Raw genomic sequence first — 24,719 nt, 5'->3', positions numbered from 1 at the left:
GCCACGACAATGCCGTGGCAGAGAGCTTTTTCTCAAACCTGAAAAACGAAGTGACCCATCACACGATCTACGATGACCACCAATCAGCATTGGCTGCAATCACTGATTACATCGACGTGTATTACAATCATCAGCGCCTCCACCAAACCCTCGGCTACCAAACGCCCTCCCAGGTGGAAAAAATGCACAGGTGTACCTGATTAACCCTGTCCACCATCCCGGTGCATCTCACTCTGACCCTCATTATTCCCCTACCTGACTGCCGGCACCTGCTTATTAGAAATAGCTGCCGATCAAGTCAAGAAATTGCTCAATAATTTTACTCTGACCCTAATTGTGGAAGCTTAGCTGCCGAAGTAGCGGCCGGCGCGGTGCCAGGCCATGACCATGCTGCTCATGGCGATTGCGCTTACTGCCGACCAGCCGACCAGGTGGGGGGCCACCAGGCCCAGGGCCAGCAGCAGGATGACGCTGTCGATCATCACCTGGGTGCGGCCGGCGTTGATGTTGTATTTCTTTTGCAGCCACAGGGTCACGATGCCGGTGCCGCCCACGCCGGCGCCATGGCGCGCCAGCGCCAGGATGCCCATGCCGCAGAAGGTGCCGCCGCCCAGCGCCGCCACCGCGGGATGGATGTGGTCGATCACCAGCACGTAGGGCATGATCTTCAGCAGGCCCATGATCAGCGCACTGCCGGCCAGCGACTTCAGCGTGAAGAGCGGGCCCATGAACAGGTAGCCGAACAGGAAGAATGGCACGTTGATCATCATGAACAAGGTGCCGACCGATACCCCGCTCACATACGACGACAACAGCGCGATGCCGGCCACGCCGCCGGTGATCAGCTGGGCCGCCTGCAACAGCACGATGCCGACCGTGACGAACAGCACGCCCACGGTAATCCCGTAGACGTCATCGAGCAGCGAATGCGGCTTAGCCACGACGGGGCGCGGGCTCGGCGCGGCCGAACCCGGGAACATGGCAGACTGGCTCATCCTCGTACCGCCGCATCGGTGTCGATGGAAGCGATCGCCACGCCAACGGAAAGGTTCCGCCGGATGGCCGTGCAGGGGGTAGTGACGAGCGACGAGCTGAAGTTCATGTTCCTTGCGATAGTCTGGCAACAGGGTTCAACGGCGCGCCTGGTGGGCGCAAAAGACCGAATCTCACGGGGTACGGAGTGCTTCGGGTCGCTATTATCGCTCATGTTGCGATGCAATGTCGATACGTGCGGCATCCGTGCGTACCGAATGGGAAACATTCTTGTGCGATGCACTATTGCGGTGCAGTCACTCCCGATCGAGGTGCGGCCCAGGCCGTAACTATGCCCTAGCCTGGCGCCTGCGCCGCCGCCAGTTCGCGCTCCAGGAACTCCACGCACACCCGCACCTTGGCCGAATTACCCAAGCGCTGCGGATAGACGGCCCACACATTGGCGTCCTGGGTGAAATCGGGCAGCACCTGCACCAGCCGCCCGGCATCGAGATGGGGCTGCGCATGCCAGCGCGAGCGCAGGATGATGCCGGCGCCGTCGAGCGCCCAGCGCAACGCGATCTCGCCATGGTTGGTCGACAGCGCGCCCGAGACCTTCACCGTCTCGTCGACACCGCGCGAACGCAGCCGCCACACGCCGAATGGATGGTCGCGTTCCTTGATCACCAGGCACTGGTGACCGGACAGCTCCTGCAGCGAACGCGGTGCACCGTGCTGCGCGACATATCCAGGCGCGGCGCACAGGATGCGGTGATTGGCCATCAGCTGGCGCGCAATCAGCTGCGGCGCGATCTCGTCGCCGATCCGCACATCGAGGTCGAAGCCCTCGGCCACCGGATCGACCAGGCGGTCGAACACCTCGAACCGGATCTGCAGCGCCGGCCAGGCGCGCACCAGTTTCGCAATGGCCGGCGCCACCACATTGCGCCCGAAGCCGAAGCTGCTGCAGATGCGCACCCGTCCACTCGGCTCGCGGCGCCGCTCGGACACCTCGTCGACCAGGTCGTCCAGGCTGTCCAGGATGGCCTGGGCGCGGCCGAATGCCTGTTCGCCGTCCTCGGTGATGACGATGCGGCGCGTGGTGCGCTGGAACAGCCGTACGCCCAGCGCGTCTTCAAGCACGCCGATCCGCTTGCTGACATAGGCCGCTGACATGCCCAGCTCCGCAGCCGCCGCCGCGAACGATCCCTTGCGCACCACGGTCACGAAGACCCGCAGGTCGGCATTCTCCAACAGATTATTCACGCATCGTGTTCCTTGATATCACAGAGTGCCACATTATAAACAATCCGTTTGGGATTATGCTGATCGCTCTACCTAAGCACAGCAAGAGGACGCCCCATGAAAACCCACAAGATCGCAGTCATCGCCGGCGACGGCATCGGCAAGGAAGTCATGCCCGAGGGCCTGCGCGCGCTGGACGCGACGGCGCGCCGTTTCGGCATCGCGCTCGAATTCACCACCTTCGCCTGGGCCGACTGCGACTACTACGCGCAGCACGGCAAGATGATGCCGGACGACTGGCGCCAGCAGCTGGACGGTTTCGACGCCATCTATTTCGGCGCCGTCGGCTGGCCCGACACGGTGCCCGACCACATCTCGCTGTGGGGTTCGCTCCTTAAATTCCGGCGCGAGTTCGACCAGTACGTCAACCTGCGCCCGGTGCGCCTGATGCCGGGCGTGCCCTGCCCGCTGGCAGGCAAGAAGCCGGGTGACATCGATTTCTACGTGGTGCGCGAAAACACCGAAGGCGAATACTCCTCGGTCGGCGGCAAGATGTTCGAAGGGACCGAGCGCGAATTCGTGCTGCAGGAATCGGTGTTCACCCGCCACGGCACCGACCGCATCCTCAAGTACGCTTTCGACCTGGCCCGGCGCCGCCCGAAGAAGCACCTGACCGCCGCCACCAAGTCGAACGGCATCTCGATCTCGATGCCCTACTGGGATGAGCGCGTGGCCGCCATCGGCCAGGACTACCGCGACGTCAAATGGGACAAGTACCACATCGATATCCTGTGCGCGCGCTTCGTGATCTCGCCCGAGCGCTTCGACGTGGTGGTGGCCTCGAACCTGTTCGGCGACATCCTGTCCGACCTCGGCCCGGCCTGCACCGGCACCATCGGCATCGCGCCATCGGCCAACCTGAACCCGGAACGCACATTCCCTTCCCTGTTCGAACCGGTGCACGGCTCGGCGCCCGACATCTACGGCCAGAACATCGCCAACCCGATCGCGATGATCTGGTCCGGCGCGATGATGCTCGAATTCCTGGGCCAGGGCGATGCGACCTATACCGCCGCGCATGACGCCATGCTGGCGGCAATCGAGCAATGCCTGGTCGAGGGTCCGCGCACGCCGGACATGGGTGGCGCCGCCAGCACCACCGAGGTCGGCGAGGCAGTAGCGCGTTACCTGGGTGCCGGCGCCTGATTCGCAGCGGCTTGCCTGGCCGTGTTCCAGGTGCTAATGTCGCTGGCACCATCGACATCACGCCAGGAATGACAGCATGGCGCCACACGACACGAACGAACCGGAATACGTTGGCTTCTGGGCCAGGGTGGGCGCGGCCCTGCTCGACACCATCCTGTTGATGATGCTCACCGTGCCGCTGCTCTGGCACCTGTACGGGCCGGCCTACTGGCACGAACCGTCCTTCGACGGCGGACTGGCCGACCTGTTCATCAGCTGGGTACTGCCCGCCATCGCGGTCATGCTGTTCTGGCTCGCGCGCTCGACCACGCCGGGCAAGATAGCGATCGACGCAGTGATCGTCGACGCCCGCACCGGCGAGCAGCCCAGCGCGCGCCAGTTCCTGCTGCGCTATATCGGCTACTACGTCTCCACGATCCCGCTCGGGCTCGGCCTGTTCTGGGTCGGCATCGATCCACGCAAGCAGGGCTGGCACGACAAGATGGCAGGCACCGTCGTGGTCAAGCGACGAAAGCCCTCGGTCAGGCGCCGCTGACAAGCATCGAGATGGCGGCGCCCAGCAGCACTGTGCAGAACGCCACCCGGAGCAGGCGCTGCGGCAAGGTATGCGCCAGGTGCACGCCCCACGACACGGTGAGCACACCGCCCAGCGCCAGCGGCAGGCCGACCTGCCAGTCGACCGCGCCGCTATGGCCATAGGTCGCCAGCGCCACGAAGGCGCCCGGCACCACCAGGGCCAGGGCCATGCCCTGGGCCCGCGTCTGCGGCATCTTGAACAGGCTGACCAGGGCCGGCACCACCACCATGCCGCCGCCGATCGTGAAGAAACCGGACACCGCGCCGCTGGCGACACCGATCACCGGCATCAGGCGGCGTGGCACTTCCCTCTCCGGCGGTGGAGCACCGGTCTTGCGGCGCGACGGCCAGCCGAAATACACGGCCAGCGCGACCAGGAAGGCGGCGAAGGCGTAGTGCAGCAACTGCGCATCGATCGCGACCGCGAAGCGCGCCGCCAGCCATGCCGTGCCGATCGAGCACAGGCCGGCCACGCCGACCGAGCGCAAGTCGACCGGATGCTTCTGGTGATAGCGCCAGAAGCCGATCGCCACGTTCGGCGCGATCATCACCAGCGCCGTGCCCTGGGCCAGGTGCTGGTTCATGCCGTACAGGATGCCCAGCACCGGAATGGCGATCAGGCCACCGCCGATGCCCAGCATGCCGCCGGCAATCCCGAGCGAGGCGCCCAGGCCAAAATTCAGTGCGATGTCGATCAGGGAAGCCATGGCTGAAAAAAAAGGACGGCGGCCCGCAAGGGGCCGCCGGATATCCGGCCGCGACCGGAAAAAGCGCGCTTAAACGACCTGCGCAGCCGCCAGCGCCGTCATGTTGACGATGCGGCGCACGGTGGCGCTCGGGCTCAGGATGTGCACCGACCTGGCGGCGCCCAGCAGGATCGGGCCGACCGTCACGCCCTTGCCGCTCGCGACCTTGAGCACATTGAACAAGATGTTGGCCGCGTCCAGCGACGGCATCACCAGGAGGTTGGCGCTACCCGAGTAGCCGGCGTCGATCCCGTAGATGTCGCGGATTTCCTGCGACAGCGCGGCGTCGCCGTGGATCTCGCCGACCACCGCCAGCCCGGGCGCCTGCTCGGCCAGCAGCGCACGCGCCTCGCGCATGCGGCGCGCCGACGGACGCTCGGACGAGCCCTGCGACGAATGCGACAGCAGCGCCGCCTTCGGCTCCAGGCCGAAGTGCTGCAGCGCGTCGGCCGCCTGGCGGGTGATCGCCGCCAGTTCCTGGGCGCTCGGGGTCTCGTTGACGTAGGTGTCGGTGATGAACAGGGTCAGCTTGTCGAGCACCAGCGCGTTCATCGCGGCCAGCACGGCGCCGGGCGCCACGCCGATCTCGCTCTTGACGTGCTCCAGGTGGCTGTCGTAGCTGCCCTTCATGCCGCAGATCAGGGCGTCGACCTGGCCCGACTTGAGCAGGCGCGTACCTTGCAGCGTGGTGTCGGATTCAGCGGCGACCACGGTGTAGTCGCTGCCTTCCTGCAGGCGCAGGCCGGCGGCCTTGATGCCGCTGGCAATCGCCTCCGGCGCGCCGATCAGGACCGGATGCGCGATGCCCTCATCGACCACGGCCTGCACCGCGCGCAGCACGCGCGGCTCTTCTGCTTCGGCGTAGGCCACCTTGCGCACATTGGCGCGGGCCTTGTTGAACACCGGCTTCATGAAGAAACCGGTGTGGTAGATCATCTGGCCCAGCTTGTCGCGGTAGGCGTCCATGTCCTCGATCGGACGGGTCGCCACGCCCGATGCGGCGGCGGCTTCGGCCACGCGCGGGGCAATCGCGGCCAGCAGGCGCGGATCGAACGGTTTCGGGATGATGTACTCAGGGCCGAAGGCCAGGTCTTGCCCTTCGTAGGCCAGCGCCACCACGTCGCTCGCCTCGGCTTCGGCCAGTTCGGCGATCGCGGTCACGCAGGCCAGCTTCATCTCGTCGGTGATGCGGGTCGCGCCGCAATCCAGGGCGCCGCGGAAGATATACGGGAAGCACAGCACATTGTTGACCTGGTTCGGATAGTCCGAGCGGCCGGTGGCGATGATGACGTCCGGACGCGCGGCCTTCGCCACCTCTGGACGGATTTCGGGTTCCGGGTTGGCCAAGGCCAGGATCACCGGCTTGTCGGCCATGGTCTTGACCATCTCGGCGGTGAGCACGCCGGCGGTCGAGCAGCCCAGGAACACATCGGCGCCAGCCACGATGTCGGCCAGGTTGCGGGCGTCGGTCGCCTGCGCATAGCGCGCCTTGTTCGCTTCCATATTCGCTTCGCGGCCCTGCCAGATCACGCCGCGCGAGTCGGTCACGTAGATGTTCGACTGCTTCACGCCGAGCAGGACCATCATGTCCAGGCAGGCGATTGCCGCCGCGCCGGCGCCCGAGGCGACCAGCTTGATCTGGCCGATGTCCTTGCCGACCACCTTCAGCGCGTTCAGCAGCGCCGCGGTCGAGATGATGGCGGTGCCGTGCTGGTCGTCATGGAAGACCGGGATGTTCATGCGCTCGCGCAGCTTCTTCTCGATGTAGAAGCATTCCGGCGCCTTGATGTCTTCGAGGTTGATGCCACCCACGGTCGGCTCGAGCATGGCGATGGCGTCGACCAGCTTGTCCGGATCGAGTTCGTCCAGCTCGAGGTCGAACACGTCGACGCCGGCGAATTTCTTGAACAGGCAACCCTTGCCTTCCATGACCGGCTTCGAGGCGAGCGGGCCGATGTTACCGAGACCCAGCACCGCGGTGCCGTTCGAGATCACGGCCACCAGGTTGCCGCGCGAGGTGTAATCGAAAGCGGTGGCCGGGTCGGCGGCGATTTCCTCGCAGGCGTAGGCCACTCCCGGCGAGTAGGCCAGCGACAGGTCGCGCTGGTTCGACAGCGGCTTGGTCGCGACCACCTCGATCTTGCCGCGGGTCGGGCTGCGGTGGTATTCGAGCGCGTCGATGCGCAATTGCGTGTTCTGGGCTTCGTTCAGATTACTGTCGGTACTCATGTTCTTCCTATAGCTTGGTGTCGCGGCGTGGAAGGCGGCCTTCCATTCATGGGCAAACATTCTAGCCGAAGCGACAGCATCGCGTGCGGGCCTGCTTCAGCACGATCGTTCGCAATTCACGACCGCCGCAGGCGCGCATACAGCAGCACGGCGCCGGATATGTCGCGCGCCAGCAGCAGCAGCGCCACCAGGAGGAACAGGCCGGCGGGCCGCGCCAGCACCGCCGGGAACACGCAGGCCAGCGCCAGGAGGACCAGGCCGGCGAGGTGCCAGCGCCACTGGCGCGCCGCCTGCGCCTCGCCCAGCACCGCCGACAGTTTCGGCATGCGCTCGCGCGGCAGGCGCGCATCGTCCACATGTGCGTGCGCCAGGTGATACCAGACCAGGAAGGGCACGATCTTGTACAGCATGCCGTTCACCGCCGACATCGCGCAGCCGACGATCACCAGCACGCCGGTCAGCAATGGCAGCGCATCGGGCGGCACGAGCAGGCGCTCGAGCGCAATGAAATGCAGCAGCGCCGCCAGCAGCAGGCTCCCCATCGCCAGCATCCAGTAGCGGGTGCCGGTATCCGGCTTGCGCTTGCGGCGCCGCAGGTAGCGCACAGTGGTGAACGCATAATGCAGCAGCAGCGCGGCGATGCCGATCTCGCAGGCCAGGCGCCACCAGGCGGCGTCGTGCAGCCGGGCCGCGCTCCAGCCGAACAGCAGGACGAACAGCAACGGCGGCAGCCAGGTCTCGAGCAGGCGAGGATAGGTCGCCGTGCCCTGGAACATCGGGATCACCTGGAACGACACCGTCGCGGTCAGCACGATCACCCAGCCGACCAGGCCCCAGGTGGCGTGGATATCGGTCAGCAGCGGCGCATTCACGACACCGATCCCTCCCAGGTAAAGGGCCAGCGTCGCGCCGATCGCGATGGTGATCGCCAGCGACGCCGCGGCATAGCGGATGCCTTCGACCAGCGCCTTCGCGCCCGGCGGCACGCGCCCGGCGATCGCGGCGCCGATCGCGCTCAGGAACACGAAGCCGGCGCTGCCGAGCAGGCCCGCCGCGACGCGGAACGCCTCCGCGCCCAGTCCAAGGCCGAGCGAGGCGGCCAATAGCGCGGTGCCCAGTCCCAGCGCGCACCAGCAAAAGAGCGCCACCGGTCGCGCCAGCGGCACGGCCACGCCGGCCGTCACCGGCAGCAGCTGGAACAGCGCGCCGACGATGGTCATGGTGAGAAAACCGAGCGCGATCAGGTGGGTCATGCCGAGCGTGACCGGGGTCCAGCGCGAGACCAGCGCCAGTTCGCCATGCCACACCAGCAGCAGCGCAGCCGCCAGCGCGAAGCACGGCGCCGCCAGCATGAACGACAGCGGCACCGAGATCGCCGGCATACCCGCGTAGTTCAGGGCGCGCTGCATGCCATCGCTTCGATCTCGAGGTCGTAGCGCGCATCCGGCCGGCGCATGGTGCGGTGGGCGTAGCCGCGCCGGTCGAGGATTTCGTACAGCGGAAACGGTTCGCGGTGGATCAGCACCTGCAGCCGGCCGCCGGGCGGCAGCGCATCGAGCGCGTCGAGGATGCGCTCCATCGGTTCCGGCGCTGCCAGGGCCGAGACGTCGATGGCGACGATCTGGTGACTGTTCATGCGCCCTCCTCCAGCGTCGAATGCTGCCAGCGCCATGCATTGGTCGCCAGCCAGCCCGGCACGCCGTCTTGCGGCTGGGCGCTGCTGGAAATCAGGTCGGCCAGGGTCACGCGATTGAGTTCGGCCAGGTAGGCGGCGGTGGCCACCGCCAGCGATTGCTGCAGCCGGTCGTCCGGCTGGCCGCATGCGGGCCGCTCTCCCTCGGGAGCGCCGCGCGCGCCGCGCGCCAGCCCGCGCTCGGTGCAGCGCACGACTTCACCCAGGCGGATGTCGCGCGGCGCGCCGGCCAGGCGCATCCCGCCCAGGCGGCCGCGCGAAGTCTCGATCAGGCCCGAGGCGGCCAGCACGCACGACACCTTGGCCAGGTGATGGCGCGAGATGCCGTAGCGTTCGGCGATCTCATTGATGGTCGCGATGCGTTCGCGGTGCTTGCCCAGGTAGACCAGCAGGCGCAGTGCGTTGTCGGTGAATTCGGTCAGGTGCATGTACATATGACTGCCTCCGTAAGTGGGTGATGGCGGCGCGGCGTCAGCCTTCATAGGCGCGCAGGCGCTCGATATCGAGGATGGTGATGCTGCGCCCGGCGATGCCGACCATGCCGCGGTGGGCCATGTCGTGCAGCACGCGCGAGAAGTATTCGGGCGACAGCGAGAGGCGCGACGCAATCATCTTCTTGCGCGCCGCCAGCGTCACCTGCGCGCCCTGCGGCGGGTCGTCCTTGAGCAGGTAGCTGACGATGCGCTGGCTGCCGCTGCGCAGCGTGTAGGATTCGACGTCCGAGATCAGGCCGTGCAGGCGCCGGCTCATGCACGCCAGCATGCGCCGCGCGAAGCCGGGATTGCGCTCGATCTGCGCGAACAGCGCGTGCTTCGAGATATGCAGCAGCATGCTGTCGGCCAGCGTCTCGGCCTGGGTCATGTAGGGCCGCTCCATGAACAGCGGCGCCTCGCCGAAGCTCTGGCCGGGGCCGATCAGCTCGACCACTTTCTCGTCGCCTTCGCTCGAAACGATCGAGAGCTTGACGTCGCCGTAGATCACGGCGTGCAGGCCGCTGCAGGATTCGCCGCGCTCGACGACCACGCGGCCGCGCGGCACATGCAGCTCGGTGGTTGCTTGCGCGAGCAGGTCGAGCTGCTCGGGCGAGAGGTCGGCGAACAGGGGCAGGGTTGCCAGGAACTGGCGGGGTGCGATGCGATGTCGGCTCACGATAAACTCGGGGCGAAGCCCATAAAAACACGGTCAGGACTGGTGCGCCGACAAGTTCCGGTGCACCGGCAGTGCGTCCGGCCAGAGTGGTGAACGCGTATGCCGCATCCTACAATTCGTTGACTAAATAAAAACTTGATGTGGATCAAAAACGACCGAGCTAAGTGTTGAAGTAGTCAATTTGAACTAGCGACCGTACGTCGTCATGCCAACTGCCTGCGCCGCGGCCCCTGCCTACAATGCGGTAAACCGGAGGCCGACATGCAGGACATCGAAAAATTCATCCGCGGCTTCAGCCGCTTCCAGGACCAGTACCTGAAAGAGCCGACCGCGCTCGACAGCCTGCGCCAGGCCCAGCACCCGCGCACCCTGGTCATCGGCTGCTGCGATGCGCGCGTCGATCCGGCGCTGCTGACCGGCTGCGACCCGGGCGACATCTTCGTGGTGCGCAATATCGCCAACCTGGTGCCGCCCTGCGCGCCGGATGCGCCGCCGGGCGTGAGCTCGGCCATCGAATTCGCCGTCTGCGGCCTGGAAGTGGCGCGCATCATCGTGCTCGGTCACGCGCGCTGCGGCGGCATTCGCGCGCTGATGTCGGGCGCCGGCACCAGCGGCGAGGCGCAGGAAACCGGCTTCGTCGCGCGCTGGATGCAATTGGCCGAACCGGTGCGGGTCGAGGTGCTGCGCGAGCTGCACCACAAGCACGGCGACGAGCAGTGCCGCGCCGCCGAACTGGCCAGCATCCTGCACTCGCTCGACAACCTGCTGACCTATCCATGGATCCGGCGCCGGGTCGAGGCTGGTACACTGGCGATGCACGGCTGGTATTTCGACCTGGCCGCCGGCACCCTGCTCGCGTACTCGGCGCGCAAGCAGGAGTTCTTACCCATCCTCGATCCGGTCGCGGTCCCGAGGCCACGCGCCGCCTGAACCGCCTGAACCGCATGCCAGCCTATTCCGCCCTCGCTCCCGCCAAACGCCTGTCGACCAAGATCGTCGGCGCCCTGATCAGCTTTTTATTGCTGGCCCTGGCGGCAATCGGCGCCACCCTGTGGCTGTCATGGCAGCTCGAAGGCGCGGCGGCGGCGATCAACGAGACCGGCAGCCTGCGCCGCCACAACTACCGGCTCGCGCTGGTCTTGCCGCGCACCCCGCAGGCGCCCATGGTCGAGGCCTACCGCAATGTCGAGCGCCAGATCGCCACCATCGAGGCGACCCTGCTGCTGCTCGAACGGGGCGACCCGCAACGCCCGCTAGGCCTGCCGCCGACGCCGGCGATCCACGGCGCCTTCCTCGACGTGGCGCGGCGCTGGGGCAGCCAGGTGCGCCCCGCGGCGCGCCAGGTGCTGCAACAACAAGGACCGGCGCGCGCCGAGGCCCTGCGCCTGTTCGACAACCAGCTCGAAGACTACGTGGCCGACATCGACCGCCTGGTCTCGCTGATCGAACGCGACAACGAGTTGCGCACCTTCTGGCTGCGCGCCTCGCAGCTGGTGCTGGTCGCGCTGGCGATTGGCGGCACGGTGGCCCTGGTCTACCTGATGTTCGGGATGATCGTCGCGCCCGTGATGCGGCTGCGCGAGGGCATGCGCAGCATGGCCGGCAGCGATTTCGGCGTGCGCCTGGACGTCGAGAGCCGCGACGAATTCGGCCAGCTGTCGAGCGGCTTCAACGAGATGGCCGACCGCCTGCAATACTTGTATTGCAACCTCGAAGACGAGGTGCGGCGCAAGACCGCCAGCCTCGAAGACAAGAACCGCGAACTGGCCCTGCTGTACGACTGCGCCGCCTTCCTGCAGCAGCGCCATACGCTCGAGACCATGAGCAGCGGCTTCCTGGCGCGCATCGCCGCCTATTTCGGCGCCGCCGGCAGCACCGTGCGCATCGTCGACCCGGGCAACGAGAACATGCACATGGTGGTGCACGACGGCCTGTCGAGCGAGATGGCCGAGTCCGAGCGCTGCATGAAGATCGGCGAATGCCTGTGCGGCGAAGCGGCGGCCAAGAAGATCTCGGTGGTGCACAAGCTCGAAGACATGCCGCAGGTCGGCCCGCTGGCCTGCAGCCGCGAGGGCTTCGCGACGCTCTCGGTGTTCCAGATCCATGCGCAAGACCAGCACGTCGGCCTGTTCAGCCTGCACTTCATGGAAAAACGCAGCTTCAGCGAACGCGAACGCGCGCTGCTCGAGACCCTGGCCAAGCTGGTTGGCGTGGCGATCGAGAACATGCGCCTGGCCGCGCGCGAGCGCGAGATGGCGATCTCCGAAGAGCGCAACCTGGTCGCGCGCGGCCTGCACGACAGCATCGCCCAGGGCCTGAACTTCCTTAACCTGCAAGTGCAGATGCTGGAAACTTCGCTCGCCAAGGGCCATCATGCCGAGGCGCAGGACATCGTGCCGCTGCTGCGCGCCGGGGTCCAGGAAAGCTACGAGGACGTGCGCGAGCTGCTGTTGAACTTCCGCAGCCGGCTGGCGGAAGAAGACCTGAACGCGGCCCTTCACAAGACGGTGCGCAAGTTCGCCGACCAGTCAGGCGTCGAGACCGCGTTCTCGGTGCACGGTAAGGGTGGGCCGCCGATCGGGCGCGAGGCGCAGCTGCAGATCCTGTTCATCGTCCAGGAAGCGCTGTCGAACGTGCGCAAGCATGCGCAGGCCAGCCGGGTGGAGGTGCGGGTCGACGACGGCGACGACTACCTGGTCGGCATCAAGGATAATGGCGCCGGCTTCGACACCGACGCCCGGCCGGGAGCCGACGGCAGCCACGTGGGCCTGCACATCATGGGCGAGCGCGCCGGCCGCATCGGCGCGAGCCTGGACATCGAATCGAGGCCGGGAGCGGGCACGCTGGTGCGGCTCCGGCTCGCGCAGGCGCAGCGCCGCGCCGCCTGAACCACTGGATAGGAGACCATGAATGACTGTTGAGTCCAATACGGAGGGCAGCACGATCAGCGTGCTGCTGGTGGACGACCATACCCTGTTTCGCAGCGGCGTGCGCTCGCTGCTGCAGCGCAATCCGCGTTTCAATGTGGTGGGCGAAGCGGCCGACGGCGTCGATGGCGTCAAGCGCGCCTTGCAGCTACGGCCCGACGTCGTCCTGCTCGACCTGAACATGCCCGGCATGTCGGGTATCGAGACCCTGCAGTTGATGCTGCAGGACCGACCCGGCGCCGCGGTGCTGATGCTGACCGTGTCCGAGGAAGCCGACGACCTGGCGGCGGCACTGCAGGCCGGCGCGCGCGGCTACCTGCTCAAGAATATCGATGCCGACTACCTGACCCGGGCCGTGGAACGGGCCGCCGCCGGCGAATCGGTGCTGGCCGAATCGTTGGCCGGCAAGCTGTTCGCCCACGTGCAGCGCGCCAACGCGCCCAGGGCTCCGACGCCGGCCTCGGAACTGGATAAACTGACCCCGCGCGAGCGCGAGATCCTGGCCTGCCTGGCGCGCGGCGAAAGCAACAAGGTGATCGCACGCGCGCTCGACCTGGCCGAGAGCACGGTCAAGATCCACGTCCAGAACATCCTCAAGAAGCTCGGGCTGTCGAGCCGGGTGCAGGCGGCGGTGTTCGCGGTGGAGCATGGGCTGCAGTCGGGCCAACAGGCGGGACAAGAGCGGCGCGACTAGCCGCGCCCATTACTCGCCGTCGAGCGCCATCCTGACCTGGCTTGCCAGCTGCGCCAGCGTGAACGGCTTGGCCAGGATCCTGGCCCGCGCCAGCATGCCTTCCAGGACTTCCACGTTGCGCGTATGCCCGCTGGTGAACAGGACCGGCAGGCCGGGCCGCTGCTCCAGCGCGCGCACGGCGAGCTCGCGGCCGTCGAGTTCGGGCATCAATACATCGGTAAACAGCAGTGCGATATCGGGATGCGCAGCGAGCAGGCGCAGGGCCGCCGCCGCGCCGTCCGCCACGTGCACCGTGTAGCCCAGCATCTGCAGCATTTCCGCCGACAGGTCGCGCACCGCGGCCTCGTCGTCCACCACCAGGACCGCCTCAAAGCCGCGCGCGCGCACGATGTCCGGCGCCGCCACGCTCGGCACGCTCGGCACGGCCATGCTCGCTGGCGCCAGGTGGCGCGGCAGGTACAGTTCGACCCGGGTCCCCTGGCCGGGAACGGAGTCGATCCGCACCTGGCCGCCGGACTGCTTGACGAAGCCGTAGACCTGGCTCAGGCCCAGCCCCGTGCCGCGCCCCACTTCCTTGGTGGTGAAGAAGGGCTCGAAGGCCTTGGCCAGCACCTCGCGCGCCATGCCGGTGCCGGTGTCGGCCACCGCGATCATCACGTACTCGGACGGCGCGGCGTCGCCCAGTTCCACGAAGGCGTGCCGGTCGAGCACGCGGTTGGCGGTCTGGATCAGCAACTGGCCGCCGCGCTCCATGGCGTCACGTGCGTTGACGGCCAGGTTCAGGATCGCGTGCTCGAGCTGGTTGTGGTCGACGTGCAGCAGCCACGGATCGCCGCCCAGTTCGAGCTCGACGCGGATGGCGCCGCCGAGCGAATGGCGGATCAACTCGGACATGCCGGCCACCAGGTCGTTGGCGCACACCGACTCGGGCTGCAAGGGCTGCTGGCGCGAGAACGCCAGCAGGCGCTGCGTCAGCTGGGCGGCGCGCCGTACGCCCCCCTTGGCGATGCCGACATAGTGCAATGCGCGCTCGTCGCTGCCGGCCAGGCGCCGGCCGAGCAGCTCCATCGCATTCGACACCACGGCCAGCATATTGTTGAAGTCGTGCGCGATCCCGCCCGTGAGCTGGCCCACCGCCTCCATCTTCTGCGACTGGCGCAGCGCTTCTTCCATGCGCGCATGGCGCTGGACTTCTTCTTGCACCCGGCGCTCGAGCGTGTCGTTCATGTCGCGCAGCGCCAGTTCGGCGCGGTGGCGCTTGGTGATGTCCTGGAACAGCACCGCCACCTGGCGCCGCTCGGGCGGCTCGATGCGCAGCGCCGCCAGTTCCAGGAAACGTCCGGTATGCCGCAGCTCGCGCTCGAAGCGCAGCGGCCGGCCGCCCTCGAGCACTTCGCGGTAGGTGTCGATCCAGGCCTGGGCCTCGAGCGGCACCATGTCCCTGGCCCGTTGCCCGACCACGTCCTCGATGCCGGTATTGGCGGCATACGCCGGGTTGGCCAGCACGTGCACATAGTCGCTCAGCGGCCCATGCGGGCCATCCACGAACTCGATCACGCAAAAGCCCTCGTCGATCGACTCGAACAGGGTGCGGAACAGGCGCTCGCTTTCCCGCAGCGCCGCGCGGGTCGCCTTTTGCTCGCTCAGGTCGAGCATCGCGCCGATCATGCGCAGCGCCCGGCCGTCGGCATCGCGCAGCACCGTGCCGCGGTCGAAGATGTCGGCATAGCTGCCGTCGGCGCGCCGGAAGCGGTACTCGCCCGACCAGCTGCTGCCCTGGCTGTCGATCACCGCATGGATCGTGCTGTCGATGCGCGGCCGGTCGTCGGGATGGATGTGGTCGAGCCACCAGTCGGCGCTGGTCGCGTCCGGCGTGTGGCCGAACAGCGTCTGCACCGCCCGGTTCCAGATCACGTGACCGTCGGCCAGGTTCCAGTCCCAGACAGCATCGTTGGTCGACAGAACCGCCAGCCGGTAGCGCTCGGCCGTCTCCAGGGTCTGGGCATTGCGCAGCGCCGCCGCGGCCTCGCTGTCGCGCAGGCTGCACCGGGCGGCCACCAGCGGGCCCAGGTCCTGCATGGTGCACAGCAGGCCGCGCACGCGGCCATCGTCGTCGCGCAGCGGCGCGAACGAGAACTCCGCCCAGGCCGAGGCGGCGCCCTGCCCACGCTCGACGCGCAACTCCAGCTCTTCGATCAGGCTGCCCCGGCCCTCGATCGCCTGCATGGCGGCCGGCCGCAGCGCGTCCCAGGCATCGGCCCAGGCATCGGCGGCGGGCGCGCCCGGCCGATAAGCGTGCGCGGCCGGCAGCAGTGCGCGGCAGGCGTCGTTGGCAAGCAGTGCCAGCGCATCGTCCCAGGCCAGCCACATGGGCGCGGGCGAATCGCGCACCAGCGATGCGGCCAGGCGCAGTGCCGACGGCCAGCCGCACGGGTCGCCCAGCGGCGAATCGCGCCACTGCTGTTCGCTCCATTCCGCCTGGCGTGATACGGCCATGTTCATCGATCCATGCAGATAAAGTAAAGGGACTCGGGTGGCCAATGCCGCCAAGGATGGTACAGGAATGCCAAGTCATTGTCGCGTCAAGAATCAGCCCGCCGGCTTCCAGCGCAGCGCCCGCACGGATACCGTCACCCGCCGGAATGCGGCTCTCGCTTACGTACCCTGGCGTCGCGGCAGTGTCAGGGTAAAGGTCGTGCCGTCTTGCGGCGTCGACGCGACGCTCAGCTGGCCGCCGTGCGCCTGGACGATCTCGCGCGAGATGAACAGGCCGATCCCGAGGCTCGTGCGCTCGGTGTAATCGGTGTTGACGCTCGACGCGATGCGCACCAGGGGATCGAAGATCCCGGCCAGCTTGTCGGGCGGGATCGAGGGACCGCGGTTGTTGACCGCAATGACGACCGCCTCGTCGCCATCTTTCACGCGCACCTTGACCGAAGCTTCCGGCGCGCCGTACTGCAGGGCGTTGCCGATCAGGTTCGACAGGACCTGGGCCATGCGGCTGCCGTCGAATGCCGCTTCGAGCTTGGCCGGCGCCTGGAAGTCGATCAGCTTTTCGGGGTGGGAGGTGCGCAGTTCCTCGACCACGTCTTCACATACCTTCAGCAGATCGCCGTCCCTGGCCTTGATCGGAATGCCCGGCCCCAGGTGAGTGCGCGTGAAATCGATCAGGTCGTTGATCAGTTTGCTCATGCGCTTGGCGCTGTTGAACATCCGTGTCGCCACCAGCACGTATTTGGGCGGGATGTCCTGCGCCTGCATGACGACGCTGGCGCCAGTGACGATGGTGCCGAGCGGGTTGCGCAGGTCGTGGCCGAGAATGGCCAGGAACATGTTCTGCGATTGCTTGACCATCGCCTCGTAACGCGCGACCGATTCGGCCAGCGCCTGGTCGACCGCCTCGTTGAAGCGATTGACGTCGTCCATGTCGGTCGACTGGCCGGTCGCGACATCAGCCGCCCACAAGGTGAGCACACTGGATCGCAGCGCGCGGTACTCGGACACCAGTTGCACCACGGTATAGCCGGAAACCAGGCGCGCTTCGGCATGGACTTCGGCTGCCGTGTCGGCGCGCCCACGTTTGCCGAGGCCGCGCGATTTCGCGCTGCGCTCTTCGTCGCTCTGGGGCTGCGCCAGGTCGTTGGCGAACGCCTGCAGCATCTGCTTGGCGTGGTCGCGCAATTCGACGTCGTCCATCGTCAGTGCGGGAGGCTCGATGGTGCGCGCGAAATCTTCCCAGGCCTGCAGGATAGGCTCAAGATTATCGCGGATAAAATCACCGAGTCGATGTTTTGTCATTATTATCTATTCCATTTCCCGACTTTGCGTCAATCGCATCGCACCGAGCCATTTCATCATAACAGTCATCCTCGATTCGCGTAAAAAAGCGCTCGACATTCAACGGGAGATTAAATTAAGAAACAGTTAGGACATCCGACCAAAGTCGTGTATCTTTCAATCCTGCACTACATCAAGTCGTTGTTATTGTTGGATTTTCTTTCCTGTCTCGCCGTTTGGCAGTCCTGTTTGATTCCCTCCCGTCACACCTTTTCTTGGTCGAATGTGCATTTGAGCAATCTTGCTCTGATTAATGCAAAAGGAATTATCGAATGACTACCCAGACCGGCACCGTAAAATGGTTCAACGATTCCAAGGGCTTCGGCTTCATCTCCCCTGATGCGGGCGGCGCCGATTTATTCGCGCACTTTCAGGATATTCAATCCGACGGTTTCAAGAGCCTGTCCGAAAACCAGCGCGTGTCCTTCGTGCGCTCGACCGGACCCAAAGGCGATAAGGCAGGAAACATCTGCGCCATCTGACCTGACGGCCTGCCGGCGGCGCGCACCACGCAGATAGCGTGGGCGAGGCTGCCGCGGGCTGCAAGCGCTTCCCAAAGCCCGCCCTTCGGCGGGCTTTTTGTCGTGGCCGCGCCAGTCGCGCCGCCCTCCGGCCCGGCCCCGCCAACGCTAGGCCCTTGTGCCTAGCCGTTTCCACGCCTCCTAGCCCATCCGGCTGACTTGCCCTAGGCCGTTATTGCTGGCGCCGGCCACCCTCCGGCGAATGGCCGCGCACGCCCGCATTCCCTAACCTTGGTGGTAACCGTCCCACCACCCAAGGAGAAAAACATGGGAACCGATAACCGTCACGCCCATCGTCAAGACCGGCGCCCCCTCGCCGTCCTGGTGAGCAGCACCTTCGCCTTCACGATCTGCTTTGCCGTCTGGATGATGTTCGCCGTGCTGGGCATCCCGATCAAGACCCAGCTCGGCCTGAATGAAACCGAATTCGGCCTGCTGGTCGCCACCCCGGTGCTCACCGGCTCCCTGATCCGGGTCCCGCTCGGGATCTGGACCGACCGCTATGGCGGCCGGATCGTGTTCTTCCTGCTGATGCTGGCCTCGATCCTGCCGATCTGGATGATCGGCTATGCCACCGAATTCTGGCACTTCCTCGTCTGCGGCCTGTTCGTCGGCCTGGCCGGCGGCTCGTTCTCGGTCGGCACGCCCTACGTGGCGCGCTGGTTCAAGCAGGAGCGGCGCGGCTTCGCGATGGGCGTGTTCGGCGCAGGCAACTCCGGCTCGGCCCTGACCAAGTTCCTGGCCCCGGCCATCATCGCGGCCTGGGGCTGGCAGGCGCTGCCCCATGCCTACGCTGCCCTGATGCTGGGCACCGCCCTGCTGTTCTGGGTCTTCTCTTACTCGGACCCTGCGCACAAGGCCCCGACCGGCGTCACCTTCGCCCAGCAGATGAAGGTGTTGAAAGACCCGCGCGTGTGGCGCTACTGCCAGTACTACTCGGTGGTGTTCGGCGGCTACGTGGCCCTCGCCTTGTGGATGACCAAGTACTACGTCGGCGAATACGGCTTCGACCTGAAGCTGGCCGCGCTGCTGGCTGCCTGCTTCTCGCTGCCGGGCGGCGTGCTGCGCGCGCTGGGCGGCTGGATCTCCGATAAATACGGCGCTTATAAAGTCACCTGGTGGGTGATGTGGGTGTGCTGGGTGTGCTTCTTCATCCTGTCCTATCCGCAGACCAGCATGACCATCCAGACCGTCGAAGGAGCCATGGGCCTGGACATCGGCCTCGGCCCGGTCCTGTTTACCGTGCTGCTGTTCGTGGTCGGCGTCGCCATGGCCATCGGCAAGGCATCGGTGTTCAAGTTCATCTCGGACGACTTCACCGACAACATCGGCGCCGTCTCGGGCGTGGTCGGCCTGGCCGGTGGCCTCGGTGGCTTCGTCCTGCCGATCATGTTCGGCGCCGTGGTCGACCTCACCGGCATCCGCTCCAGCTCCTTCATGCTGCTCTACGGGACCGTCTGCGTCTCGCTGGTGTGGATGCATTTCTCGTTCAAGCCCGGCCAGCAGGACCAGCCTGCGGCCGCGCCGCTCAAGCGCGCAGCCTGAGCCCAACCCCATTACAACCATCAGGAGAACAACGTGAGCCGTTACCTCATATCGACCTGGGAGCCCGAGGTTCCCGCATTCTGGCAAAGCCAGGGCAAGGCCACGGCCAACCGCAACCTCTGGATCTCGATCCCGGCCCTGATGCTGGCCTTCGCGGTCTGGATGGTATGGAGCGTGGTGGTGGTCAACCTGCCGAACATCGGCTTCACCTACAGCACCAACCAGCTGTTCTGGCTGGCCGCCGTGCCCGGCCTGTCGGGCGCCACCTTGCGCATCTTCTATTCCTTCATGGTGCCGATCTTCGGCGGGCGCAAATGGACCGCGATATCCACCGCCTCGCTGCTGCTGCCGGCGATCGGCATCGGCTACGCCGTGCAGGACCCGGCCACCGGCTACCCGACCATGCTGGTGCTGGCCCTGCTGTGTGGCTTCGGCGGCGGCAACTTCGCCTCGTCGATGGCCAATATCAGCTTCTTCTTCCCCAAGGCGCAGAAAGGCTATGCCCTCGGCATGAACGCCGGGCTGGGCAACCTGGGCGTGTCGGCGGTGCAGTTCGTGGTGCCGCTGGTGATCACCGCCGCCGTCTTCGGCGGCGACCCGCAGACCTGGACCCGCGCTGGCGTAGTCAAGGAGATGTGGTTGCAGAACGCCGGCTTCATCTGGGTGCCCTTCATCGCCCTGACCGCGCTGGCCGCCTGGTTCGGCATGAACGACCTGGCCTCGGCCAAGGCTTCGTTCGCCGAGCAGGCCGTGATCTTCAAGCGCAAGCACAACTGGCTGATGTGCTGGCTGTATGTCGGCACCTTCGGTTCCTTCATCGGCTACTCGGCCGCCTTCCCGCTGCTGACCACGACCCTGTTCCCCGACGTGAACCCGCTGCAGTACGCCTTCCTCGGCCCGCTGGTCGGCGCCCTGGCGCGCGTGGCCGGCGGCTGGATCTCGGATAAATTGGGCGGTGCGGTCGTCACGCTGTGGACTTTCGTCGCCATGATCGCGGCGGTCGTCGGCGTGCTGCAGTTCCTGCCGCTGCAGGGCAACGCAGGGCAAGGGGTTGGCAACTTCGGGGGCTTCTTCTGGATGTTCATGGTGCTGTTCGCCTGCACCGGCGTCGGCAACGCCTCGACCTTCCGCATGATCCCGGTGATCTTCCTGAGCCTGCACCAGCGCGCCGCCAAGGGCAAACCCGAGGCCGTGCAGCAGCAGGCGATCGTCAACGCCAACAAGGAAGCGGCCGCGGTGCTGGGCTTCACCTCGGCGGTGGCGGCCTACGGCGCCTTCTTCATCCCCAAGAGCTACGGCACCTCGATCGCCCTCACCGGCAGCCCCGGCGCGGCGCTGTGGTGCTTCATCGGCTTCTACGCGACCTGCATCGCGATCACCTGGTGGTACTACTCGCGCAAGGGCGCGGAGATGCCTTGCTAATCAGTCATTAGATCGAAAGGACTAGTCGGTCTAGTCCCGATGCGACGGCACCGACCGACTTCCTGCGAATACCCAGCGTCGCAGCGCAAACCTACACTGGTTCCAGGCTGTACGCACCAATGGAGAAATCATGAGTCACTTTCTGGACCGCCTGAATTTTTTCGGCAAACCGAAGCAAACCTTCTCGAACGGCCATGGCGCCGTGGTCGAGGAAGACCGTACCTGGGAAAACGCCTATCGCCAGCGCTGGCAGCACGACAAGATCGTGCGCTCGACGCATGGCGTGAACTGCACCGGTTCGTGCAGCTGGAAGGTCTATGTCAAGAACGGCCTGATCACCTGGGAAACCCAGCAGACCGACTACCCTCGCACCCGTCCCGACCTGCCCAACCACGAACCGCGCGGCTGCCCGCGCGGCGCCAGCTACTCGTGGTATGTGTATTCGGCCCAGCGCGTCAAGCACCCGATGGTGCGCGGCCGCCTGATGCAGCTGTGGCGCGAGGCGCGCAAGACCATGGCTCCGGTGGAGGCCTGGGCCTGGGTCAGCCAGGATCCGGAGCGTGCGCGTAGCTATAAATCGATCCGCGGCCAGGGCGGCTTCGTGCGCGCCAAATGGGACGAGGTCAACGAGATGATCGCCGCCGCCAACACCTACACGATCGACGAATTCGGCCCGGACCGCATCATCGGTTTCTCGCCGATCCCCGCCATGTCGATGGTGAGCTATGCCGCCGGCACCCGCTACCTGAGCCTGATCGGCGGCGTGGCGATGAGTTTCTATGACTGGTACTGCGACCTGCCGCCGGCCAGCCCGCAAGTCTGGGGCGAGCAGACCGACGTGCCGGAATCGGCCGACTGGTACAACTCGACCTACCTGATGGTATGGGGCTCGAATGTGCCGATGACCCGCACCCCGGACGCCCACTTCTATACCGAGGTGCGCTATAAGGGCACCAAGACCGTGGCCGTGTCGTCGGACTTCGGCGAGATGGCCAAGTTCGGCGACATCTGGCTGGCCCCCAAGCAGGGCACCGACGCCGCGCTGGCGATGGCCATGGGCCACGTCATCATGAAGGAATACCACGCCACGGGTAAATCGGCGTATTTCAACGAGTACGCCAAGCAGTACACCGACTTCCCGATGCTGGTCATGCTCAAGGAAAAAGACGGCCTGCTGGTGCCGGACTACTTCCTGCGCGCCTCGCACCTGGCGAACAATCTCGACGAGACCAATAACCCCGAGTGGAAAACCCTGGTGCTCGATGCGGCCAGCGGCAAGATCGTGGCCCCGAGCGGCTCGATCGGCTTCCGCTGGGGCGAGAGCGGCAAGTGGAACCTGGAGCAGAAGGACGGCAGCTCGCGCGCCGCCATCGATCCGCAGCTGTCGCTGCTGGGCAGTCAGGACGATATCGTCACGGTCGGCTTCCCCTATTTCGGCGGCAAGGATGCCGAGGATCTCCTGGAACGCAAGGTGCCGGTCAGGAAGGTCACCCTGGCCGACGGCACCCAGGCCCTGGTCACCACCGTGTTCGACCTGTCGATGGCCAACTACGGCGTCGACCGCGGCATCTGCCCCAACACCCCCACGAGCTACGACGACGACCTGCCCTACACCCCGGCCTGGCAGGTCAAGCATACCGGCGTCAAGGCGGCCGACGTCATCACCGTCGCGCGCGAGTTCGCCGACAACGCCGACCGCACCCGCGGCAAGTCGATGGTGATCGTGGGCGCCGCCCTGAACCACTGGTATCACATGGACATGACCTACCGCGGCATCATCAATATGCTGATGATGTGCGGCTGCATCGGCCAGAGCGGCGGCGGCTGGTCGCATTACGTGGGCCAGGAAAAGCTGCGTCCACAGACCGGCTGGACCCCGCTCGCCTTCGCGCTGGACTGGAACCGTCCTTCGCGCCAGATGAATTCGACCTCGTTCTTCTATGCCCACACCAGCCAGTGGCGCCACGAGAAGCTCAGTACGTCCGAGATCCTGTGCCCGACCGCCGACGGCGAACGCGCCGAAATGTCCCTGCTCGACTACAACGCCAAGGCCGAGCGCATGGGTTGGCTGCCGTCGGCGCCGCAGCTCGAGACCAATCCGCTGGACGTGGTCCAAGCCGCCGAACGCGCCGGCGAGGATCCGGTCAAGTACGCCGTCGACCAGATCAAGGCCGGCACGCTGAACCTGTCGTGCGACGATCCGGACAATCCGAAGAACTTCCCGCGCAATATGTTCGTGTGGCGCTCCAACATCCTGGGCAGCTCAGGCAAGGGCCACGAATACTTCCTCAAGTACCTGCTCGGCACCCAGAACGCCCTGATGAGCGACGAGGACGATTGCGTCAAGCCGCGCGACGTCAAGGTGCGTCCGGCCGCCGAAGGAAAACTCGACCTCCTGGTGGTGCTCGATTTCCGCATGTCGACCACCTGCCTGTACGGCGACATCGTACTGCCGACCGCCACCTGGTACGAGAAGGACGACCTGAACACCTCGGACATGCACCCCTTCATCCACCCGCTGTCCGAAGCCGTGCAGCCGCTGTGGGAATCGAAGTCGGACTGGGAGATCTATAAAGGCATCGCCGCCAAGTTTTCCGAGATCGGCGGCGCCCACCTGGGCACCCGCAAGGACCTGGTGCTCACGCCGCTGATGCACGACACCCCGGGCGAACTGGGCCAACCGTTCGATCCGAAGGACTGGCGCGCCGGCGAGTGCGAGCCGATCCCCGGCAAGACCATGCCCAGCATGACCGTGGTCGAGCGCAACTTCGGCGACGTCTATAAGAAGTTCACCTCGGTCGGTCCGCTGCTCGAGAAGGTCGGCAACGGCGGCAAGGGCATCGGCTGGAAGACCGGTCACGAAGTCGAGGTCCTGCGCGGCATCAACCGCACCGTGCTGGCCGACGGCGTCTCGAAAGGCCAGCCGCGCCTGGACACCGCGATCGACGCCGCCGAGATGATCCTGTCGCTGGCGCCCGAGACCAATGGCCACGTCGCCGTCAAGGCCTGGGATGCGCTGTCGAAAATGACCGGGCGCGATCACACCCACCTGGCGATCCCGCGCGAGCATGACAGCATTCGCTTCCGCGACATCCAGGCGCAGCCGCGCAAGATCATCTCCTCGCCCACCTGGTCGGGCCTGGAAAGCGAGGAAGTCAGCTACAACGCCTGCTACACCAATGTGCATGAACTGATCCCATGGCGCACCCTCACCGGCCGCCAGCAGTTCTACCAGGACCATGCCTGGATGCGCGACTTCGGCGAGGGGCTGTGCGTGTACAAGGCCGCGATCGACACCAAGACCACGGATGCGCTGCTCAATGCGCGCCCGAACGGCAACAAGGAGATCGCGCTGAACTTCATCACGCCGCACCAGAAATGGGGCATCCACTCGACCTATTCGGACAATATGCGGATGCTGACCCTGTCGCGCGGCGGCCCCCACGTATGGCTGTCGGAGATCGACGCCAGGAATGCGGGGATCGAGGACAACGACTGGATCGAGGTGTTCAACGTGAACGGCACCCTGACCGCGCGCGCCGTGGTGAGCCAGCGCGTCCCCGAGGGCATGACCCTGATGTACCACGCCCAGGAAAAGATCGTGAACGTGCCCGGCGCCGAAACCTCGAAGAAGCGCGGCGGCATCCACAACTCGGTGACCCGCGCCGTGACCAAGCCGACCCATATGATCGGTGGCTACGCCCAGCTGTCGTATGGCTTCAACTACTACGGCACGGTCGGTTCCAACCGCGACGAATTCGTCCTGGTGCGCAAGATGCGCGATGTGGAATGGATGGAAGGCCCGCGTGACGAATCGCGTCCGAATGGCGACCCGGGTGTCCGGGGCGGCAAGAAGCCAGCCGGCGCAGTGCGCGCCGTGGACGCCGCCGCCGCATCAAAGTCCAGCCAGGCGCAGGAACCAGCGCTGGCGTCCGCCGCCAAGGGCGCTTGAGAATA

20 protein-coding genes are annotated in these 24,719 nt (G+C 66.1%); 10 read left to right on the top strand and 10 right to left on the bottom strand.

Annotated elements, in window-relative coordinates; all coding sequences use genetic code 11:
* Positions 1–200: IS3 family transposase (locus E8M83_RS13255; RefSeq protein WP_170976771.1), on the top strand; the 200-nt coding region annotated here is incomplete at its 5' end.
* Between the two features lie 144 nt (positions 201–344).
* Here the strand turns inward: E8M83_RS13255 and E8M83_RS13250 are convergent.
* A complete protein-coding gene (locus tag E8M83_RS13250; protein ID WP_229491516.1) occupies positions 345–995 on the bottom strand; it encodes a YitT family protein in 651 nt (216 codons plus the stop codon).
* 334 nt (positions 996–1,329) lie between these two features.
* Complete coding sequence (locus E8M83_RS13245; protein WP_137173814.1) at positions 1,330–2,238, bottom strand: LysR substrate-binding domain-containing protein; 909 nt, start codon at positions 2,236–2,238, stop codon at positions 1,330–1,332.
* Between the two features lie 96 nt (positions 2,239–2,334).
* Here E8M83_RS13245 and E8M83_RS13240 point away from each other — a divergent pair, with 96 nt between their 5' ends.
* Together E8M83_RS13240 and E8M83_RS13235 are read left to right on the top strand one after the other, a co-directional pair.
* Entirely contained in the window at positions 2,335–3,423 is a 1,089-nt protein-coding gene (locus tag E8M83_RS13240; RefSeq protein WP_137173813.1) for a tartrate dehydrogenase, read from the top strand.
* Between the two features lie 76 nt (positions 3,424–3,499).
* Positions 3,500–3,958, top strand: a complete 459-nt coding sequence (locus E8M83_RS13235; RefSeq protein WP_137173812.1) for an RDD family protein — start codon at positions 3,500–3,502, stop codon at positions 3,956–3,958.
* Here E8M83_RS13235 and E8M83_RS13230 read toward each other — a convergent pair.
* From E8M83_RS13230 to E8M83_RS13205, 6 genes are all read right to left on the bottom strand, one after another.
* Positions 3,945–4,706: a sulfite exporter TauE/SafE family protein gene (locus tag E8M83_RS13230; protein ID WP_137173811.1), complete on the bottom strand. Its 762-nt coding sequence runs from the start codon at positions 4,704–4,706 to the stop codon at positions 3,945–3,947. The two genes, E8M83_RS13235 and E8M83_RS13230, sit on opposite strands and share 14 nt — an antisense overlap.
* Positions 4,707–4,775: 69 nt before the next feature.
* On the bottom strand, positions 4,776–6,974 hold the full coding sequence (locus E8M83_RS13225) for an NADP-dependent malic enzyme (RefSeq protein ID WP_137173810.1): 2,199 nt from the start codon (positions 6,972–6,974) through the stop codon (positions 4,776–4,778).
* Between the two features lie 116 nt (positions 6,975–7,090).
* The gene (locus E8M83_RS13220; RefSeq protein WP_137173809.1) at positions 7,091–8,383 is read right to left on the bottom strand and encodes a permease; all 1,293 of its coding nucleotides are present in this window, start codon (positions 8,381–8,383) and stop codon (positions 7,091–7,093) included.
* The gene (locus E8M83_RS13215; RefSeq protein WP_137173808.1) at positions 8,368–8,610 is read right to left on the bottom strand and encodes a DUF2249 domain-containing protein; all 243 of its coding nucleotides are present in this window, start codon (positions 8,608–8,610) and stop codon (positions 8,368–8,370) included. The genes E8M83_RS13220 and E8M83_RS13215 overlap by 16 nt, the downstream gene beginning before the upstream one ends.
* A complete protein-coding gene (locus E8M83_RS13210; protein ID WP_229491515.1) occupies positions 8,607–9,101 on the bottom strand; it encodes an Rrf2 family transcriptional regulator in 495 nt (164 codons plus the stop codon). Before E8M83_RS13210 ends, E8M83_RS13215 begins: the two co-directional genes overlap by 4 nt.
* A 37-nt stretch (positions 9,102–9,138) precedes the next feature.
* Positions 9,139–9,819, bottom strand: a complete 681-nt coding sequence (locus E8M83_RS13205; protein ID WP_170976796.1) for a Crp/Fnr family transcriptional regulator — start codon at positions 9,817–9,819, stop codon at positions 9,139–9,141.
* 258 nt (positions 9,820–10,077) lie between these two features.
* On the opposite strand from E8M83_RS13205, the gene E8M83_RS13200 reads away from it, so the two are divergent.
* The 3 genes from E8M83_RS13200 to E8M83_RS13190 are packed head-to-tail and all read left to right on the top strand — an operon-like array spanning position 10,078 to position 13,437.
* Positions 10,078–10,746 carry a carbonic anhydrase gene (locus E8M83_RS13200; RefSeq protein WP_137173806.1) on the top strand — a complete coding sequence of 223 codons (669 nt, stop codon included), beginning with the start codon at positions 10,078–10,080 and terminating at the stop codon, positions 10,744–10,746.
* 14 nt (positions 10,747–10,760) lie between these two features.
* Complete coding sequence (locus E8M83_RS13195; protein WP_137173805.1) at positions 10,761–12,704, top strand: type IV pili methyl-accepting chemotaxis transducer N-terminal domain-containing protein; 1,944 nt, start codon at positions 10,761–10,763, stop codon at positions 12,702–12,704.
* A 22-nt stretch (positions 12,705–12,726) separates the two neighbouring features.
* Positions 12,727–13,437 carry a response regulator transcription factor gene (locus tag E8M83_RS13190; protein ID WP_137173804.1) on the top strand — a complete coding sequence of 237 codons (711 nt, stop codon included), beginning with the start codon at positions 12,727–12,729 and terminating at the stop codon, positions 13,435–13,437.
* Between the two features lie 9 nt (positions 13,438–13,446).
* On the opposite strand, the gene E8M83_RS13185 is transcribed toward E8M83_RS13190, so the two are convergent.
* Together E8M83_RS13185 and E8M83_RS13180 are read right to left on the bottom strand one after the other, a co-directional pair.
* Complete coding sequence (locus E8M83_RS13185; protein ID WP_229491514.1) at positions 13,447–15,933, bottom strand: hybrid sensor histidine kinase/response regulator; 2,487 nt, start codon at positions 15,931–15,933, stop codon at positions 13,447–13,449.
* Positions 15,934–16,092: 159 nt separating this feature from the next.
* The gene (locus tag E8M83_RS13180; RefSeq protein WP_137173803.1) at positions 16,093–17,235 is read right to left on the bottom strand and encodes a sensor histidine kinase; all 1,143 of its coding nucleotides are present in this window, start codon (positions 17,233–17,235) and stop codon (positions 16,093–16,095) included.
* A gap of 311 nt (positions 17,236–17,546) precedes the next feature.
* On the opposite strand from E8M83_RS13180, the gene E8M83_RS13175 reads away from it, so the two are divergent.
* The 4 genes from E8M83_RS13175 (at position 17,547) to E8M83_RS13160 (ending at position 24,714) form a co-directional block, all read left to right on the top strand.
* Entirely contained in the window at positions 17,547–17,756 is a 210-nt protein-coding gene (locus E8M83_RS13175) for a cold-shock protein (RefSeq protein ID WP_137173802.1), read from the top strand.
* A gap of 306 nt (positions 17,757–18,062) precedes the next feature.
* A complete protein-coding gene (locus E8M83_RS13170) occupies positions 18,063–19,340 on the top strand; it encodes a nitrate/nitrite transporter (RefSeq protein ID WP_137173801.1) in 1,278 nt (425 codons plus the stop codon).
* A gap of 33 nt (positions 19,341–19,373) precedes the next feature.
* Positions 19,374–20,762, top strand: a complete 1,389-nt coding sequence (locus tag E8M83_RS13165) for a NarK family nitrate/nitrite MFS transporter (RefSeq protein ID WP_137173800.1) — start codon at positions 19,374–19,376, stop codon at positions 20,760–20,762.
* Positions 20,763–20,892: 130 nt separating this feature from the next.
* On the top strand, positions 20,893–24,714 hold the full coding sequence (locus E8M83_RS13160) for a nitrate reductase subunit alpha (RefSeq protein WP_137173799.1): 3,822 nt from the start codon (positions 20,893–20,895) through the stop codon (positions 24,712–24,714).
* Positions 24,715–24,719: the final 5 nt, after the last annotated feature.

Source organism: Massilia sp. HP4 (assembly GCF_005222695.1).
GTDB lineage: Bacteria > Pseudomonadota > Gammaproteobacteria > Burkholderiales > Burkholderiaceae_D > Telluria.
Note: the sequence above shows the minus strand (reverse complement) of the source record. Positions and strands in the feature narration are given on the sequence as shown.

What these genes read in the sequence shown, in the direction of transcription:
- E8M83_RS13185 (WP_229491514.1), bottom strand. Translation starts at nt 15,933, where the DNA reads ATGGCCGTATCACGCCAGGCGGAATGGAGCGAACAGCAGTGGCGCGAT.
- E8M83_RS13215 (WP_137173808.1), bottom strand. Translation starts at nt 8,610, where the DNA reads ATGAACAGTCACCAGATCGTCGCCATCGACGTCTCGGCCCTGGCAGCG.
- E8M83_RS13170 (WP_137173801.1), top strand. Translation starts at nt 18,063, where the DNA reads ATGGGAACCGATAACCGTCACGCCCATCGTCAAGACCGGCGCCCCCTC.
- E8M83_RS13240 (WP_137173813.1), top strand. Translation starts at nt 2,335, where the DNA reads ATGAAAACCCACAAGATCGCAGTCATCGCCGGCGACGGCATCGGCAAG.
- E8M83_RS13195 (WP_137173805.1), top strand. Translation starts at nt 10,761, where the DNA reads ATGCCAGCCTATTCCGCCCTCGCTCCCGCCAAACGCCTGTCGACCAAG.
- E8M83_RS13210 (WP_229491515.1), bottom strand. Translation starts at nt 9,101, where the DNA reads ATGTACATGCACCTGACCGAATTCACCGACAACGCACTGCGCCTGCTG.
- E8M83_RS13190 (WP_137173804.1), top strand. Translation starts at nt 12,727, where the DNA reads ATGACTGTTGAGTCCAATACGGAGGGCAGCACGATCAGCGTGCTGCTG.
- E8M83_RS13225 (WP_137173810.1), bottom strand. Translation starts at nt 6,974, where the DNA reads ATGAGTACCGACAGTAATCTGAACGAAGCCCAGAACACGCAATTGCGC.
- E8M83_RS13180 (WP_137173803.1), bottom strand. Translation starts at nt 17,235, where the DNA reads ATGACAAAACATCGACTCGGTGATTTTATCCGCGATAATCTTGAGCCT.
- E8M83_RS13200 (WP_137173806.1), top strand. Translation starts at nt 10,078, where the DNA reads ATGCAGGACATCGAAAAATTCATCCGCGGCTTCAGCCGCTTCCAGGAC.
- E8M83_RS13220 (WP_137173809.1), bottom strand. Translation starts at nt 8,383, where the DNA reads ATGCAGCGCGCCCTGAACTACGCGGGTATGCCGGCGATCTCGGTGCCG.
- E8M83_RS13160 (WP_137173799.1), top strand. Translation starts at nt 20,893, where the DNA reads ATGAGTCACTTTCTGGACCGCCTGAATTTTTTCGGCAAACCGAAGCAA.
- E8M83_RS13250 (WP_229491516.1), bottom strand. Translation starts at nt 995, where the DNA reads ATGAGCCAGTCTGCCATGTTCCCGGGTTCGGCCGCGCCGAGCCCGCGC.
- E8M83_RS13175 (WP_137173802.1), top strand. Translation starts at nt 17,547, where the DNA reads ATGACTACCCAGACCGGCACCGTAAAATGGTTCAACGATTCCAAGGGC.
- E8M83_RS13235 (WP_137173812.1), top strand. Translation starts at nt 3,500, where the DNA reads ATGGCGCCACACGACACGAACGAACCGGAATACGTTGGCTTCTGGGCC.
- E8M83_RS13230 (WP_137173811.1), bottom strand. Translation starts at nt 4,706, where the DNA reads ATGGCTTCCCTGATCGACATCGCACTGAATTTTGGCCTGGGCGCCTCG.